Below are 14,657 nucleotides of genomic sequence, written 5' to 3'. Positions count from 1 at the left end.
GATGATGACAGAAACCAGCGTGGTGGCGCGTGTCGATACGATGGTGTCGTCGGAAGTCGATGGCGAGGTCGTCCTCATGAGCATCGAGAGCGGCCATTTCTTTCGGCTGAACCATAGCGCGTCGCGCATCTGGGACCTGCTCGATACACCCAAGGACCTGGCGACCCTGTGCCGCCATCTGGGCGACCGGTTCGAAATGGATGCCGCCGCCGGGCAGGCGGACGTGGTCGAATTCGTGAGCGCGATGCAGGCGAAGGGGCTGTTGACGGTCAACTGACCGGCGGCGCGTCATGCCGTCCGGGCGGCGTGGTCCTGGAGGAATTGCAGCATCAGGGCGTCGCTGGCGCCGTTCGACTGGCGCCGCATCCGCTGTGGCCGGGGCACGGGGTTCGTCGCCCCCAGATCGACCAGCAGCGCACCGATGACGTCTTCGGGATCGGCGACCATATCCTCATAGGCGATCATCCGCGGCGCGATGCCATTGGCGGCGAAGAAGCCGCGCCAATGACCATGGCTGAACGCGCCGAAGGCGAGCAGAGCCATGATGCGATCATAATCATAGGCGGCCTGCCCCGAGGCGGGCCTGCCCTGCGATCCGTCGATCACGCGCCATATCCCGGTCTGCGTGGCGACCAGCGACGACACCGCCTGACGCAGGCCGTCGCGGCGATAGAGATAGACATAGTGCGGATTGGGCAGGATGGCCGTCAGCATCGCCGCCATCGCGCGATAATCCTCCGCCGGGACCGCGTCGGCGGGGCGTTCCAGTCGCGCCGGGTCGTGATCCGGCTGCGTTTCCAGAACGAGTTCGGCGATATCCTGCCAGAACATTTTGATCGACAAGGTGCCATTGGCGTCGGTGCGGTGGCGGTGCATCGCGGCGACGTAGCGATCGAGATCGGGCGTCTGCCACCGTTCGGCGAGGGTGGGACGAAATCCGCGATGCAGATATTCGAGCGGGCATCCCAGCCCGCCGGCAAAGGCGATGGCTTCGCCGAGCAGCGTGCTGCCCGATCGCGGATGGCTGGCGATGATCAGGCTTTTGCGCGGCGCACCGGCCCATGGCGCATAGTCGGCCGCGGCCAGCGAAAGGTCATATTGGGTCACGCCGCCCGCCGATCGATCAGCGGCGCGACCGTGTCGACGACGGCGGGCAGCATGGCATAGGTCCGGGGGTAGGACAGGGCAAAGACGGGCACGTCCGTCGCGACCCGATTGAAGCGGCGCATCAGGTCGGCGTTTTCGACGGGGTCGCGCGGATTGAACGGGACGATCTGCGAGCAGATCATCACCAGCACCTCCGGCCCCGCCAGCGGTTCCAGCCGGATCGCGCTGTCGTCGGTTGCCGCCGACAGAAGAATGATGGCGTTCAGCGGCAGCGGAGCCGACGGACCCGCCGCAGGACGATAGGCATATTTTCCTTCATATCCCGCCATCGGCGACAGATGCGCGGCGGAAATATCCAGCCCGTCAACCGCATCCTGCCACAGCGACACGCCGGGCACGCCGCCCAGCGCCAGCGGGCGGTCGCCATCGTTGAGGATCGACATGTCGTCGCTGAAAATCCGCCAGCCGAGATTGCGCGCGAGGGCCGCAGTCGTCGTCGATTTGCCCGAGCTGGAGGCTCCAAGCAACAGCAAGGCACCGGCGTCGTCGCCCAGGGTCGCCGCGTGAATGGGCAGGCGGCCGTGCAAATAGCAAAGTTTGGGGAGGATACGGCGCACCAGGATTTCGGCAAGCAGCGACAGATCCGATGGTTGCGGACAATGACAGACCAGCCGCCGCCCCGTCGCATCGACACGGACGCCTGTCGCCCGATGGCGGAAAATCCAGTCCGACCCGAAGGAATGGAGCGCCAGACCATAGCGGCCGACCGACTGATGGACCAGGGACCCGTCGGGCAGGTCGTCGAACGACAGTTCGATATGGACGTCGGCGACGGCGCGAGTGTTGGTGGCAGGCAACGTCACCAGAAAAGGCAGGGGGAATGACGACGACAAGCGCAGGCCGCCGAATTCATAAGAGCATACAGCCGCCGGTCTATCACGAACGGCCCGCGAGCAGGCGGGATCGGTCAAAACACAGTCCCCAATCCGTCGCGTTGGGGCGGATCAGCTCAGGTTGCTGAAGCCGTCGCCGATGCGGTAGCTGATCCCGCGCGCAACCGTCACCGGCTGAAAATCGAGGATTTCGGGTTTGATCCACGCTTCCCGGGCGCCAGCCACGCCATCGTCCGCGTCGTGAAGAGTATCTGCGATTTCCTTATCGGCCATGTCGTTTCCTCTGTTGCCCTCGATCAGCATAAGCGAGCCTTGCCTCGCGCACAAGCGGTGGCCGACCGACTGATGGGCCCAGCGCCCGTCGCGCAGGACATCGAACGACGGCTCGATATGGATATCGGCGACGGCGCGAGCGGTCTCGGCCATCAGCGCTGCCAGAAAATGCAGACGAACGACGACGACAAGCGCAGGCCGCCGAATTCATAAGAGCATGCGATCGCCGTTCGATCACGAAAGGCCTGCGAGCAGGCTGGATCGGTCAAAACACAAGCCCCTGTCCAGGGCTTTGGTGCGACTCAGCTCAGGTTGCTGATGCCGTCGCCGATGCGATAGCTGATCCCGCGGGCAACCGTCACCGGCTGAAAATCGGCGATTTCCGGCTTGATCCACGCTTCCTTCGCACTCGCCAAGACTTCGTCCATGTCGTGAACAATGTCTGCAGTTTTTTTGTCGGACATGCCGTTTCCCCTAGTGAACTCGGTTACCATAAGCGGGGATTGCCGGGTGCACAAGCGATTACGCCAGTTACAAACTATGACCGATTGTTGATTGTTCGGGGTTGCGGTTCGGCTGCCCCGAACCGTGATCTGTGCTTCAGAGAATGTTCTGCATCATCATCAATCGCAGGACCTAGGCGAACCCCAATTGGTGACTATCGAGTCACGGTCTACCTTCGCATCGCCAAGAGGGCTCCGTCTCGCAGGGCCCCTCCCTAAGCTGCCACGGTGCGTGTTGGACGGCATCGTCTGACGAGCCGATCTGTGTCATTGGATGTTGGGTTTGTCAGCGGCGCCTGGTCCTCGATGGTGCGGGCGGAAACGGCAGCTATAGCCATTCACCTTCCCGAAACCTGCCAGTCCGTGAACGGCCATTAGTATCAGCGCTACTTCCCTCGAACATCCGACGAGATGCTGATTGCAGTAGCGAGCAAAGAAGGACCGACCTATTCTGGACTGGCCTGGCGCAACCAATTCCTTCCGCGCGTCAACCGACCGATTCCGGGATTAAAGCTGTTGGTGGGGTCGAGTTCTTGAAAATGCCTCTCAAGCGTTTCCTCGGCATGGTAGAGATGGCCGACGCCGTGCTCTGCGGGATATTTGGCACCACGAGCATTGTGAAAAGTAAGGAGCTGCTCTTCTAGGCTTTCAAGGTTGCAGCCTGCAATGGCGACATAATCCTGGTGGAAGACGTGACAGAAAAAATGTCCGTAAGAGAGGCTTTGCGCGATTTGCCTTGCCAGTTCGGGCGGCAAGGTCTCGGCCCAGTCCTGCTTATCACGGGGAAGCGCAATATCGAGCGAGACAAGTCCCGCCGAGGTTTTTGGATTGAGTGCGCGATATCGGATGGCCGCACCCGCCGCTACGAAGCGATGGAGAAAAGCGTCCTCGCCTTCGGCGGGCGAGCAGATCAGATATTCGGCGGCGAGGCCGGGGATCGTGCTACCGAGATATGTTGCCATCTCGGCGGTCGTTTCGTCCGCGGTGCGGATCAGCAGATGATGCTCATAGCGGTCGCGAAGCTGCCGAAGACGTTTCGGGAGATGGTTCGGGAGGAGGGAGGCGATCGCATGGAGCAGCCGGTCGGCGAGATTGGCCGGGATCAGGGGCAAGCTTGCCGTTGCCCGGTCGATCCACTCTTTCATTCGGTTGATGAGCGGCAGCCGGCGCGTTCCCAGCAGCCGTATAGCAAGGAACATGTCCTTGCCGTGGCTCGCGGCAAGATCGAAAGTGCCGCGGTGCATATATTCGGCCGAGATTGGAAGCGTGGCGAAGGTTGAGAGAATGTCGCGGCGGATCTTCGTCAGGTCAGCGGGATCGTTGGTGCCGATGTAGAAGACCTGCGTGCTCTCCGCCCTGGGAAAGGTGTCTGTCCGCACCGCAAACACGGCGAGATGTCCCGCGCTGCCCGATGCCTCGTGCAGAAAGGACGGGTCGGCGTTGTAGCGTGCAGGCGTCGGTTCGTCGACGCTCCGCACCCGGTTCTCATAGTCGATCGCGGCTTCGGGCGGCGGCGCAACGATCACCCCGGGATCGAAGCGGCCCGCCTCGAGAGCGGCGAGCATGTCCTCGGGGCCGGCGGGCAATTCAATGCCGAGGTGATTGACCAGTTCGAGCGCACCCGACGCGCCGCGCCGCGCGAACAGGGCGTGCCGCGTGAAGGCGGGACCGCGCTTGATGAGCGCGCCGCCGCTATTGTTGCAGATGCCCCCGATCACCGAGGCGCCGAGGCAGGAGGAACCGATCACCGAATGGGGCTCGCGGCCCAGCGGGGCCAGTATCCGCTCGAGCTGGTCGAGCGTTGCGCCCGGCAGGCTGATGGCCTCGCGCCCGCCATCGATGAGATGGGCAGTCCGCAGCCTTCGCGCGCTGACAAGGACCACCGGCCGGTCGTAATCGCCGAACGGCGTCGAACCCCCGGTCAGTCCGGTATTGGCCGCCTGCATGATCACGATCGCGTCGGCGTCGGTGCAGGTCCTGAGGACGCGCCAGAGTTCCACGAGCGTCCCGGGGCTCACTGCCGCCAAGGCTGTGCCTTCGCCGAAGCGATACCCCTTGGTGAAGCGCCGCATCGCCGCCGCGCGCGTGACGACATATCGTCGGCCGACGATCTCAATCAGGCGCCTTGCGAGGTCGGCGTTCGCCATCGCGTCTCAACCGGCCCGCACCATGACCCGCTTGATCGAAACCGCCTGGTTGGTGCGCAGATACTCGGGTGGCTCGACGACTTCGAGCGTGTCGAAGCGGTTGACGAAGGCCGCGATGGCGATGCGCAGCTGCAGGCGGGCCACCATATTGCCCACGCACATATGCTCGCCGTGCCCGAAAGTCAGATGCTTGCGCGCCTCGGGTCGCTCGATGTCGAACCGGTCGGGATCGGGGAAAACGCTCTCGTCACGGTTGGCGGCCGAATACCACATCACGACCTTTTCACCCTTTGCGATTTTCTGGCCCGCGATTTCGGTATCGGCTGTGGCGGTCCGCCGGAATAGCGGCACGACCGTCGTATAACGCAATATCTCTTCGATGGCATTGCCGATCAATTCGGGCTTTCCGCGCAGCAGCGTGAGCTGATCCGGATGGCGGTAGAGTTCGAGCAGTCCCGAGGTGGTCGTGTTGCGCGTCGTCCGGTGGCCCGCCACGATCATGAGCGAGAAGAGGCTTTCGACCGAATAGGGGCGCAAAGGACGGTCGGTCTTGGCGAGCGCTTCATGCGCTGCGCTGAGCAGGTCGTTGCCCGGCTCGGTCCGCTTTCGCTCGAACAGGTCCATTCCATATTTATAGACCTTGGCGTGGGTCGCCGCCACTTCATCGGCAAGTTCGGGGTCGCCGACCGCGGCGAGTTTATCGCCCCATTCGACCACCATGTCGCGATCGTCGTCGGGCACTCCGAGAAGGTGGCACATGGTTGCCGCAGGCGTGACAGCAGAAAATTCTGAGACCAGATCGAAACTCTCGCCTGCCTGGATCGTGTCGAGCAGTCCCGATATCCGCTCGGTCACCGCTGGCTCGAGGCGCTTGCTGGCCGGGCCGGCGAGATAGGGCATGACGAGCGAGCGATAGGTGCGATGGTCGGGCGGGTCCATGTTGACCATGTTCGCACGCCGGATGGCAAGCGTCTCGGGCGTGAGGTGCTGGCGGCGGCTCTCGTCGAAGGACAGCAAGGCCCCCGCGCCGATCTCCGAAGAGAAGAGTTCGGGATTCTTGCTCACGGCCTGAACATCGGTGTGGCGGGTCAAAACCCAGAAACCCGGCTCGTTCGGCTCATCCTCGGGATGCCAGAATATGGGGGCGGCCTTGCGTAGCGCACGCACATCCTCGGCAGGCGTCCCGCGGAGATAGAGGTCGTGACGCTTGAGGTCGATCCTGAGGTCGACGTCGAACAGCGGCGCGTGAACTGGCCCCGGCGTCGTTTTTTGCCCCGCATAGGGATCGAGCAGGGCGCTCCCTTCTTGCATCAATCATCTCCCAAAAATTTCATATCAGGTATCCTTGATATGGGTCTTGGTCAACATGTCTGAGATATACTGACATTAAACAGCGCATAATATGGATTGTGCAATGCTTGACATATCATCGACTCCGAGTAATCAAGGATGCTAGATTGTGCGCGTCACCCGGCGTAGCATGGCGAACATGGGAGAGGGATATGCTCGAGAGGCTGATTCAAGCGCCGCGTTTGTACCAAGGTCGGGGGCGGATGCTCGCGCACTGCGCGCTCGCGGCGCTGGCGGCGGGGGCCATTGCGCCGACGACTGTTCACGCGCAGCAAACCGGCGCCGACGCGGCCGACGCGGCATCGGAAGGTCCTGCGCTGACCGAAATCATCGTCACAGCGCAAAAGCGCGCGCAGAGCCTCCAGGACGTTCCGGTGTCGGTGCAGGCGGTGAGCGGCGAATCTCTTGTCAACCAGGGCACCACCGGGCTTGAAGCGCTTTCGACGTCGGTTCCGACACTCCACATCAGCTACGGCGGGCTCAGCGAGCAATTGTTCGTCCGCGGCGTGGGCTCGGGATCGAGCGCTGCCTTTGAACAGTCGGTCGGCCTGTTTCAGGACGGTATTTCTATGGGCGTTGCCCGCCTGTCGCGTCTCGCCTTCCTCGACACGGAGCAGGTCGAAATTCTGAAAGGGCCGCAGAGCACGCTGTTCGGCAAGAGCACGATCGGTGGCGCGATCAACATCACGTCGGGCCAGCCGCGCTTTACCCTAGAGGGGCAGGCGGTCGGCCTGGTCGATATCGACGGGGGAACGCGTCGTTCGCTCGAAGGCTATGTGACCGGGCCGTTGAGCGACCGGGTCGCTGCGCGCCTTGCGGTCAAGGCGTCGACATCCGACGGCGCCTTCTTCAACAGCTACACCGACAAGCGTGCGCCCGAGGAGAAGAGCATCTCCGGGCGCTTCAGCCTGCTTGCCAATCCGACCGACAATCTCGAACTCTTCGCATCGGTGCAGGCGAGCCGCGCGACCAGCTTCGGTCGCTCCGCACAGATTGGCTTCGTCGATACGCGTTTCGCCAATGTGAACAGCTTTGTCGCACAGGTGCGCGCACTCGACGCCGATGAAGATTTCACTGCGAGTCGATTCCGCTCGGCCGGTCGCAATCCGAACGCCTGCGACGAATGCGGAAAGGATCGCGCCGTCATCGGAACTTTCCGGGCAACGCTCGATTTCGACTTTGCCAAGATCGTCTCGCTAACCGGCTATATCGACAGCAAATGGCGCGAGCAGATCGATGCCGACGCGACGCCGCTGCCGATCGTCAACACGTTCCTCAATCAGTCGACCAAGCAGTTCAGCCAGGAATTGCGCATCGAATCCGATCCGAACCAGCGCTTCACCTATATCGGCGGTATCTACTTCCAGAACATGCAGATCGACTCGATCGATTCCTGCAGCGACTTCGACCTGGGCGTGCTGGGACGCACGACCAGGATCAGGGGCTGCACGACCACCTATCGCGACGAGTCCACGATGGGCGTGTTTGCCCAAGGCACATTCGAGTTCGCGCCCGGCTTCCGCCTCACCGCAGGCGGACGCTATCAGACCTCGGATCGCAACATCCACAACATCCGCGTCGTTCCGGCCCCGGGCACGGGGACGACGCCCAGCACCGACCCGGTCGTGCTCGCCACAGCCGCCGCGGTCCTCGGGCAGCGTCCTTTCGACGTGAAGCGTTCCTCGGGCGAAAGCAAGTTCACGCCCTCGGTCTCGATCGAGTGGGAGCCGTACAAGGGCGGTCTTCTCTACGGAAGCTACCGGACCGGCTTCAAGCAAGGCGGCTTCGATTCATCGATCGCGACCTTCTCCGACGCCACATATCAATTTCTGCCCGAGACGGCCGAATCCTTCGAGCTTGGCTATAAGACCAGCCTGTTCGGCAGGCGGGGGCGCCTCAATGTCAGCGCCTTTTCGAGCACCTTCAACGATCTTCAGCTGAGTTCCTTCAATGGCGTCGGCTTTACGGTTCGTAACGCCGCAAAGGCCCGGAGTCGCGGCGTCGAGGCCGAGGCGGAATTCGCGGTCGCCGACGGTGTCACCATCGGCGGCAACCTGGCCTATCTCGATGCCTATTATGTCTCCTACCTCAATGCGCCTTGCTATGCGAACCAGACCGCGGCGCTGGGGTGCGTGACGACGGGTGGATCGCGCGGTCAGGACCTGAGCGGACATACGCTGGCCTATTCTCCGAACTGGTCGGGATCGCTCTTCGTCAATCTGCGCCAGCCTGTGGGCGGCGGCCTGGTTGCGATTGCGGATGGCCGCGTCTCGGCGCGGACCAGCCAGGAATATGGGCCGGATGGCGATCCGAACCGTATCACGGGCGGCGTCGCCCTCTACGACCTGCGCATCGGTGTCGGAGATGCCGACGGACACTGGGAACTGGCCTTGGTCGGCAAGAATCTCACCAACGAATATGTGCCGAGCTTCGGTTTCAACGTTCCGCTCGTCGCCGGCGCCTATACGGTTCAGGTCGACCAGCCCCGCGTCATCGCCGTGCAAGCAAAGGCCCGTTTCTGATCGAGGCGCGGGGCGCGCCGCCCCGCGCCGCCTCTCTCCCTGTCGGACGGTCCCATGTATCTGACTCAATGCCTGCACAGAATGGTACAGCGAACGCCGGATGCCATCGCGCTTGTCGACGGCGACGAACGGTTGAGCTGGGCGGAGCTGCGTGACCGGGCGGCGCGCTTCGCCGGCGCGATACGGGCTTTGGGCGTCGAGCCGGGCGACCGGGTGGCGCTTCTGGCCGGCAACGGGAACCACTATGCCGAATATCTTCTCGGCACCTTCTGGGCGGGCGGGGTCATCAACCCAGTCAACACGCGCTGGTCGAGCGTCGAGATTGCCTTCTCGCTCGTCGATTGCGAAACATCGGTCCTCATCGTCGATCCCTTTTTCGACGCGCTGATCCCGGACATCCGCGCCGCCGCTCCGCACCTGCGCTGCATCGTGTCGATCGGTGCATCCACTGTCGATGGAGTCGCGGGCCGCGATGCGTGGCTCGACGTCGCCGATGCTGTTCCCGATGCGCTTCGCCGCGGCGCGGATCTCGCCGCGATCATATATACGGGGGGGACGACGGGTAAGCCAAAGGGCGTGATGCTCAGCCATTCAGGCATCGCCTTCTCGCAATTGGCCACCCTGTCTTTGCCCGGGGCGACGCCCGGCACGGTCTTTCTCCACTCCGCGCCGCTTTTCCATATAGGCGGGCTCGCCGGACTGTTTCTCGCGCTCTTCGCGGGCGCGACCTGCGTCTTCCTGCCTGTCTTCGATCCCTTGCAGGTTCTCGACGCGATCGAGACGCACAAGGTGACCGATCTCTTCCTCGTCCCCACAATGCTCCGGATGTTGGTGGATCATCCGCGCTTCGCCGATTTCGATACCGGCAGCGTGCGTCTGATCCGATATGGAGCATCGACGATTGACCAGGCATTGCTCGCCCGGCTCGTCGCTGCATTTCCGCAGACCAGCTTTTGCCAGGCCTATGGCATGACCGAATTGTCGCCGACATGCTGCCTTCTCGCGCCTGCCGATCATGGCCCCGAGGCGTTTGCGAACGGCCGCGCCCGTTCGGCCGGCCGCGCGACGGCGATCTGCGAAGTACGGATCGTTGCACCCGATGGCAGCGAGGCCCCCCGAGGGGTGTCGGGTGAGGTCGCCGTTCGCGGTCCCAACGTCATGCTCGGCTATTGGGGGCGGCCCGAGGAAACCGCAGCGGTGCTGTGCGACGGCTGGATGCACACCGGCGATGTCGGGCGGATGGATGCGGACGGATATGTCACGATCGTCGACCGGCTGAAGGACATGATCGTGACGGGCGGCGAGAATGTCTATTCGGCGGAGGTCGAGACGGTGCTTTCCACCCATCCGGGAATAGCCGCGCTCGCGATCATCGGCTTGCCTGACGCGAATTGGGGCGAGCGCGTTCATGCGGTCGTCGTACCGAAGCCCCATGCCGAACTCGATCTGGCCGGGATCCAGGATCATTGCCGGGCATCGCTCGCGGGTTACAAGCTGCCGCGATCGCTTTCGCTTGTCGACGAACTGCCATTGTCGGGTGTCGGCAAGATTCTCAAGACCGAATTGCGCGATCGTTTTCGCGCCGCCTGAACGGGAGATTTTATGACACAGGGGTTGTTCGATTTGACCGGCAAGGTCGCGCTGGTGACCGGGGGCAACGGCGGTATCGGTCTCGGCATGGCGAAGGGGTTGGCCATGCACGGCGCGACCGTTGTCATCTGGGGCAACAAGCCCGAAAAGAACGAGCGGGCGGTGCAAGAGCTTCGCGGTTTCGGCGGCGAAGTGCGCTGTGCATCGGTCGATGTCGCCGACGAGGCGGCGGTCGCGGCCGGGATCGCGGCGATCATGGATGAATTCGGCCGGATCGATCAGGCGATCGCCAACGCCGGACTCAGCATCGCCCGAAAGGACATGTTCGACATTTCGCTCGAGGATTTTCGCCGTATCCAGGACGTCAACGTTCACGGCGTCTTTTTCACGCTTCGCGAGGCGGCCCGGCATATGATCGCGCGCGGCGAGACGGGCGAGCGCGGCGGATCGCTGGTTTCGATCGCCTCGACCGCGTCGATGCATGGCGCGGCACGCAACGAACATTATGGCGCGACGAAAGGCGCGGTCGTCTCGCTCACCCGCGCGATGGCGGTCGAGCTCGGTCCCTTGGGGATCCGGGCGAACAGCATCCTGCCCGGCTGGACCCGATCGGACATGACCGAGAGGCTGCAGGGCTGGGACAAATTCAACAATAATGTCGTGGCGCGTGCGCCGGTCGGGCGATGGGGGGATGGCGACGATTTCTCGGCGATTGCGGTCTACCTCGCGAGCGATGCCTCGAGTTTTCACACCGGGGATTCGATCGTGGTGGACGGCGGCTACACCGTTTTTTGAAGCCCTGGAAGCAGCGGGAGAGGATCATCTTGGAACGGCCGAACTCAAGCGAATTGCCCACCGCCATGACGGGCGTGCCGCGGCCCTGGACGACACTCCTTCTGCTGACGGCGGTTTTTGTGCTCGCGAACATCGACCGGAATATCCTCGCCATCCTGTTGCCCTCGATCCAGGGCGAATTTGCGCTGGCGGATTGGCAGCTCGGGTTGCTCGGCGGCTTTGCCTTCTCGCTGATGTACGGCATCGGCGGGATTTTCGTGTCCTTTGCGGCCGATCGCAGCAACCGGTCCCGGATCATCGCCATCTCGCTCGCGGTCTGGAGCATGATGACCATGCTGTGCGGCGCGGCAACGTCCTTCGTACAGTTGCTGCTCGTGCGCGCGGGCGTGGGGCTCGGGGAAGCGGGATGCAGTCCGCCGGCGCACAGCCTGATCGCCGATCTTTTTCCCGACGATCGCCGGGCGCTGGCGCTTGGGGTCTATGCCGCCGGCGCTTCGGCTGGCCTGACGCTCTCCTATCTGCTGGGTGCATGGCTTGTACAGGAATATGGCTGGCGCCTCGCTTTTGTTGCGGTGGGCTTGCCGGGCGTTCTCCTGGCGCCGCTCGTTGCCATGGCGGCAAAGGACGTTTTTCGGGCGCGTACAAGGGTTGTGGTATTTTCTTCGGCGCTGCGTGGGGCGTTCACGCGCAACGTCGCGCTGATCTGGAAGGACCGCGTGCTGCGCCACGTCTTCATCGGCGCTTCGCTGGCAGCGGGCGTTTCTGCCTCGACCATTTTGTTCGTGCCGACCTATCTGATGCGGACGCACCAGATGTCGGCGCTGGATGTCGGGCTGGCACTCGGCCTGCTCAGCGGCATCATCGGGTCGAGCGGCATGATCATCGGCGGCTGGGTCGCCGATCGGCTCGGCCGAACCGATCCCGCGCGCCGGCTCTGGGTCGCCGCCGCCGCGAAGGTCATCGCGCTTCCGGCTCTGTTCTTGTTCCTGACCGTCGACGATACGACCACAGCGCTATGGCTTTACGCTTTCCCCGCTCTGGTGGGCGGGATCTGGCTCGGACCAACTTATGCCGCCGTGCAGTCGCAATCACCGCCGGACTCGCGGGCTATGGGCGCCGCCCTCCTTTTGCTCACCTATAATATCATCGGTTTTGGCTGCATGCCGCTGCTGATCGGGGCTGCGAGCGATATCGTTCAACGGGCGAGCGGGCAGGACGGATTGTCTTCGGCCATGCTTCTGCTCGTCCCCTTCTCCCTGTGGTCTGCGCTGCATTTCCTGCTCGGATCGCGCCACATGCGCCGGAACGCGATACCGCTCTGAGCGCTGCGGCCTTTCCATATGCCGCCGGACTGACTAGCTAGGCGAGATTGGCGGCGGAGACGAATGCAAGGCATGGCAGGGGAGCGAGCGAAGGACAAACGGGGGGATGCGCGCCCGCGCGGTGGTACGGCGTTGCACCTGGCGCGTGATATAGCCCAGGAAATCTACGATAGCGGCATGAAGCCCGGAGACCGCTACCGGTCCGAGGCCGAGGCGCTGGCCCTCCACGGTGTATCGCGCGGGGCGTTGCGCGAGGCGCTGCGTTTCCTCCAGATCCAAGGCGTAATCAAGATAAAGTCCGGGCCAGGGGGCGGAACCTATGTCGGCAAGCCGAACTGGGAGGAGCTCGCTTCGACTCTGGCGCTTGTTCTCCAGTTTTCGGGTGCCACGGTCGACTCGCTCATGATTGCGCGCGCGGCGATGGAGCCGGGGATGATCGCGCTTGCGGCGCGCAACGCCACGGCCGACGACTGCGATCGGATGGCGCAGGCGATCACCGACATGGACGCAGCGGTCGGTGATTATCCGACTTATTATCGTGCCTATTCGCGCTTCTGGAACGCCGTCGCCGATGCGACGCGTAATCCGCTGATCGAGATGCTGGCGCCAGCCCTGCGACGTTTGACCCGGTCGGGCGGAATGGTCCCTGCCGAGCCCTTTCGGGTTCTCGCCCTCCAGCGCGCGCGCAAGGTCTTCGATGCGGTTCGCGCGCGCGATGCCGAAGAGGCGCGCCGGGCGATGAGTGGCCTTGTCGACGGCTATCTGGCGGACATGCGCCAGCTGTTTCCGAGCGAAGTCGCGCGGACCGTTTCCTTCGCCGATTTCGATCCTGATCTCGACCCGCTCTAGGACGGCGCTCAGGTCAGGAAGTCGGTCATGCGCGGCGAAGAGAGGATTTCGATCCAATAGCCATCGGGATCGGAAACGAAGGCGATCCCCTTCATTTTGCCGTCATCCGGGCGCTTCACGAAGGTTGCACCCAGCCGTTCGAAGCGCTGGCATGCTTCATAGACGTCGGGCACGCTGATTCCGATATGGCCGAACCCCCGCGGTTCGCTGTTGCCATTATGGTAGGGAGTAGCGATTTCCTTCTCGCTTCCCCAGTTATGCGTCAGCTCGAGCGTCGTTTCGCGATCGAATATGAATCGCGCCCGCTCGGCTGGATCCGATGGAATGATCTCGCCTTCACCGAGATAGGCAAGGAAGTAGAGCGAGAATTGCATGTCCTCGAAATCGAGCCGCTGGAGGAGCGTCATGCCCAGTATGTCGCGATAGAAACGCAGGGAATCTTCGGGATCTCGCACACGAAGCATCGTCTGGTTCAGCGCATATCCGGCTGTTTCGGATGAGGTGGTCATGCAAGAAAATCCTTGTCGGAGGGGAAGGGGAGGCGTCAGGCAGGTGATTAGGCGTCGGCCGTGCCGGCGACCAGCACTTCATATTCGCCCGCCGTGTCGGGCTCGAGCGCGAGCTTTATCGCCGCGTCCGCTACCTCGGCTGCGGTGAGGATCGAACGGTCACGGAGGCGCTCGGCAAGCCAGTCTGCCGTCTGGCCACCAGGCCCCGTCTTCCGGAGGAAGGGCGTATCGACAATGCCCGGACAAAGCGCGTTGACCCGGACGCCATGGGTGACCGCAAGCTCGGCGCAGCAGCGGGTAAACATGATCACGCCGGCCTTGCTCGCGGCATAGACGGCGCCGGTCGCATAGGGATTGAGGCCGCTGACCGACGCGATGTTGACGATCGAGCCGCCGGGTGAGCGCATCAACGGCAGCGCCGCCTGGACGCTGAGAATCGTGCCTGCGAGGTTGAGATCGATGATGGTGTGGATTCGCGCTGCAGGCGTGTCGGGCCAAGCCGGCGTGCCGGCGGGTATGCCGGCACAATTGAACAGGAGATCGATGACAATCTGGTCGTCGGCGAGCGAGGCAAAGGCCGAGGCGATGGCGTCGGCGCAGGTAAGATCCGCCGTGATCAGCATGGTTTCCGCACCCGACGCAAGGCTCGCTGTCTCTTTCATGCCATCGACATCGACGTCGATCAGGACCAGCCTTTCAGCTTCTCGCAAAGCCAGTGCGACGGCGATGTGCCGGCCGATACCCGATGCGGCGCCGGTAATCACCGCAGTCTTCATCCTCTTGCCCTCCATCCGATC

The 14,657-nt window shown here is 63.2% G+C and carries 14 protein-coding genes; 6 read left to right on the top strand and 8 right to left on the bottom strand.

Features of this window, described 5'->3' with window-relative positions; genetic code table 11:
* Nucleotide 1 precedes the first annotated feature (1 nt).
* Complete coding sequence (locus AC3WS4_RS02935) at nt 2-277, top strand: PqqD family protein (protein WP_492739874.1); 276 nt, start codon at nt 2-4, stop codon at nt 275-277.
* An 11-nt stretch (nt 278-288) separates the two neighbouring features.
* Here the strand turns inward: AC3WS4_RS02935 and AC3WS4_RS02930 are convergent, their stop codons facing one another.
* The 6 genes from AC3WS4_RS02930 to AC3WS4_RS02905 form a co-directional block, all read right to left on the bottom strand.
* Nucleotides 289-1,107: a Stf0 family sulfotransferase gene (locus tag AC3WS4_RS02930; protein ID WP_492739875.1), complete on the bottom strand. Its 819-nt coding sequence runs from the start codon at nt 1,105-1,107 to the stop codon at nt 289-291.
* Nucleotides 1,104-2,078 carry a hypothetical protein gene (locus AC3WS4_RS02925; protein WP_492739876.1) on the bottom strand — a complete coding sequence of 325 codons (975 nt, stop codon included), beginning with the start codon at nt 2,076-2,078 and terminating at the stop codon, nt 1,104-1,106. The genes AC3WS4_RS02930 and AC3WS4_RS02925 overlap by 4 nt, the downstream gene beginning before the upstream one ends.
* Before the next feature lie 33 nt (nt 2,079-2,111).
* A complete protein-coding gene (locus AC3WS4_RS02920; protein ID WP_492739877.1) occupies nt 2,112-2,426 on the bottom strand; it encodes a hypothetical protein in 315 nt (104 codons plus the stop codon).
* A gap of 149 nt (nt 2,427-2,575) precedes the next feature.
* Nucleotides 2,576-2,737, bottom strand: a complete 162-nt coding sequence (locus tag AC3WS4_RS02915; RefSeq protein ID WP_492739878.1) for a hypothetical protein — start codon at nt 2,735-2,737, stop codon at nt 2,576-2,578.
* A gap of 485 nt (nt 2,738-3,222) precedes the next feature.
* On the bottom strand, nt 3,223-4,923 hold the full coding sequence (dld, locus tag AC3WS4_RS02910; protein ID WP_492739879.1) for a D-lactate dehydrogenase: 1,701 nt from the start codon (nt 4,921-4,923) through the stop codon (nt 3,223-3,225).
* A 6-nt stretch (nt 4,924-4,929) separates the two neighbouring features.
* Complete coding sequence (locus AC3WS4_RS02905; protein WP_492739880.1) at nt 4,930-6,234, bottom strand: cytochrome P450; 1,305 nt, start codon at nt 6,232-6,234, stop codon at nt 4,930-4,932.
* Nucleotides 6,235-6,476: 242 nt separating this feature from the next.
* On the opposite strand from AC3WS4_RS02905, the gene AC3WS4_RS02900 reads away from it, so the two are divergent.
* The 5 genes from AC3WS4_RS02900 (at nt 6,477) to AC3WS4_RS02880 (ending at nt 13,351) form a co-directional block, all read left to right on the top strand.
* Nucleotides 6,477-8,795, top strand: coding sequence for a TonB-dependent receptor (locus AC3WS4_RS02900; protein ID WP_492739881.1), 2,319 nt, complete (start codon nt 6,477-6,479; stop codon nt 8,793-8,795).
* Between the two features lie 54 nt (nt 8,796-8,849).
* Entirely contained in the window at nt 8,850-10,385 is a 1,536-nt protein-coding gene (locus tag AC3WS4_RS02895) for a class I adenylate-forming enzyme family protein (RefSeq protein WP_492739882.1), read from the top strand.
* Nucleotides 10,386-10,397: 12 nt separating this feature from the next.
* Complete coding sequence (locus AC3WS4_RS02890; RefSeq protein ID WP_056348785.1) at nt 10,398-11,180, top strand: SDR family NAD(P)-dependent oxidoreductase; 783 nt, start codon at nt 10,398-10,400, stop codon at nt 11,178-11,180.
* A gap of 65 nt (nt 11,181-11,245) precedes the next feature.
* Entirely contained in the window at nt 11,246-12,502 is a 1,257-nt protein-coding gene (locus tag AC3WS4_RS02885) for a spinster family MFS transporter (protein WP_492742618.1), read from the top strand.
* 63 nt (nt 12,503-12,565) lie between these two features.
* Nucleotides 12,566-13,351: a FadR/GntR family transcriptional regulator gene (locus AC3WS4_RS02880; RefSeq protein ID WP_082545088.1), complete on the top strand. Its 786-nt coding sequence runs from the start codon at nt 12,566-12,568 to the stop codon at nt 13,349-13,351.
* Nucleotides 13,352-13,359: 8 nt separating this feature from the next.
* Here AC3WS4_RS02880 and gloA read toward each other — a convergent pair whose 3' ends face one another.
* Together gloA and AC3WS4_RS02870 are read right to left on the bottom strand one after the other, a co-directional pair.
* A complete protein-coding gene (gene gloA, locus AC3WS4_RS02875) occupies nt 13,360-13,860 on the bottom strand; it encodes a lactoylglutathione lyase (protein ID WP_492739884.1) in 501 nt (166 codons plus the stop codon).
* 47 nt (nt 13,861-13,907) lie between these two features.
* Nucleotides 13,908-14,636: an SDR family NAD(P)-dependent oxidoreductase gene (locus tag AC3WS4_RS02870; protein ID WP_492739885.1), complete on the bottom strand. Its 729-nt coding sequence runs from the start codon at nt 14,634-14,636 to the stop codon at nt 13,908-13,910.
* Nucleotides 14,637-14,657 lie beyond the last annotated feature (21 nt).

The sequence above is a fragment of the Sphingopyxis sp. EU05-FHT14B03 genome (assembly GCF_058790875.1).
This window is presented reverse-complemented; position numbering and strand designations above follow the sequence as displayed.

Bases quoted from the DNA above. Each gene is read 5' to 3' on its own strand.
- dld (WP_492739879.1), bottom strand. From the start codon at position 4,923: ATGGCGAACGCCGACCTCGCAAGGCGCCTGATTGAGATCGTCGGCCGA.
- AC3WS4_RS02920 (WP_492739877.1), bottom strand. From the start codon at position 2,426: ATGGCCGAGACCGCTCGCGCCGTCGCCGATATCCATATCGAGCCGTCG.
- AC3WS4_RS02895 (WP_492739882.1), top strand. From the start codon at position 8,850: ATGTATCTGACTCAATGCCTGCACAGAATGGTACAGCGAACGCCGGAT.
- AC3WS4_RS02905 (WP_492739880.1), bottom strand. From the start codon at position 6,234: ATGCAAGAAGGGAGCGCCCTGCTCGATCCCTATGCGGGGCAAAAAACG.
- AC3WS4_RS02890 (WP_056348785.1), top strand. From the start codon at position 10,398: ATGACACAGGGGTTGTTCGATTTGACCGGCAAGGTCGCGCTGGTGACC.
- AC3WS4_RS02900 (WP_492739881.1), top strand. From the start codon at position 6,477: ATGCTCGCGCACTGCGCGCTCGCGGCGCTGGCGGCGGGGGCCATTGCG.
- AC3WS4_RS02885 (WP_492742618.1), top strand. From the start codon at position 11,246: ATGACGGGCGTGCCGCGGCCCTGGACGACACTCCTTCTGCTGACGGCG.
- AC3WS4_RS02935 (WP_492739874.1), top strand. From the start codon at position 2: ATGATGACAGAAACCAGCGTGGTGGCGCGTGTCGATACGATGGTGTCG.
- gloA (WP_492739884.1), bottom strand. From the start codon at position 13,860: ATGACCACCTCATCCGAAACAGCCGGATATGCGCTGAACCAGACGATG.
- AC3WS4_RS02880 (WP_082545088.1), top strand. From the start codon at position 12,566: ATGCAAGGCATGGCAGGGGAGCGAGCGAAGGACAAACGGGGGGATGCG.
- AC3WS4_RS02915 (WP_492739878.1), bottom strand. From the start codon at position 2,737: ATGTCCGACAAAAAAACTGCAGACATTGTTCACGACATGGACGAAGTC.
- AC3WS4_RS02870 (WP_492739885.1), bottom strand. From the start codon at position 14,636: ATGAAGACTGCGGTGATTACCGGCGCCGCATCGGGTATCGGCCGGCAC.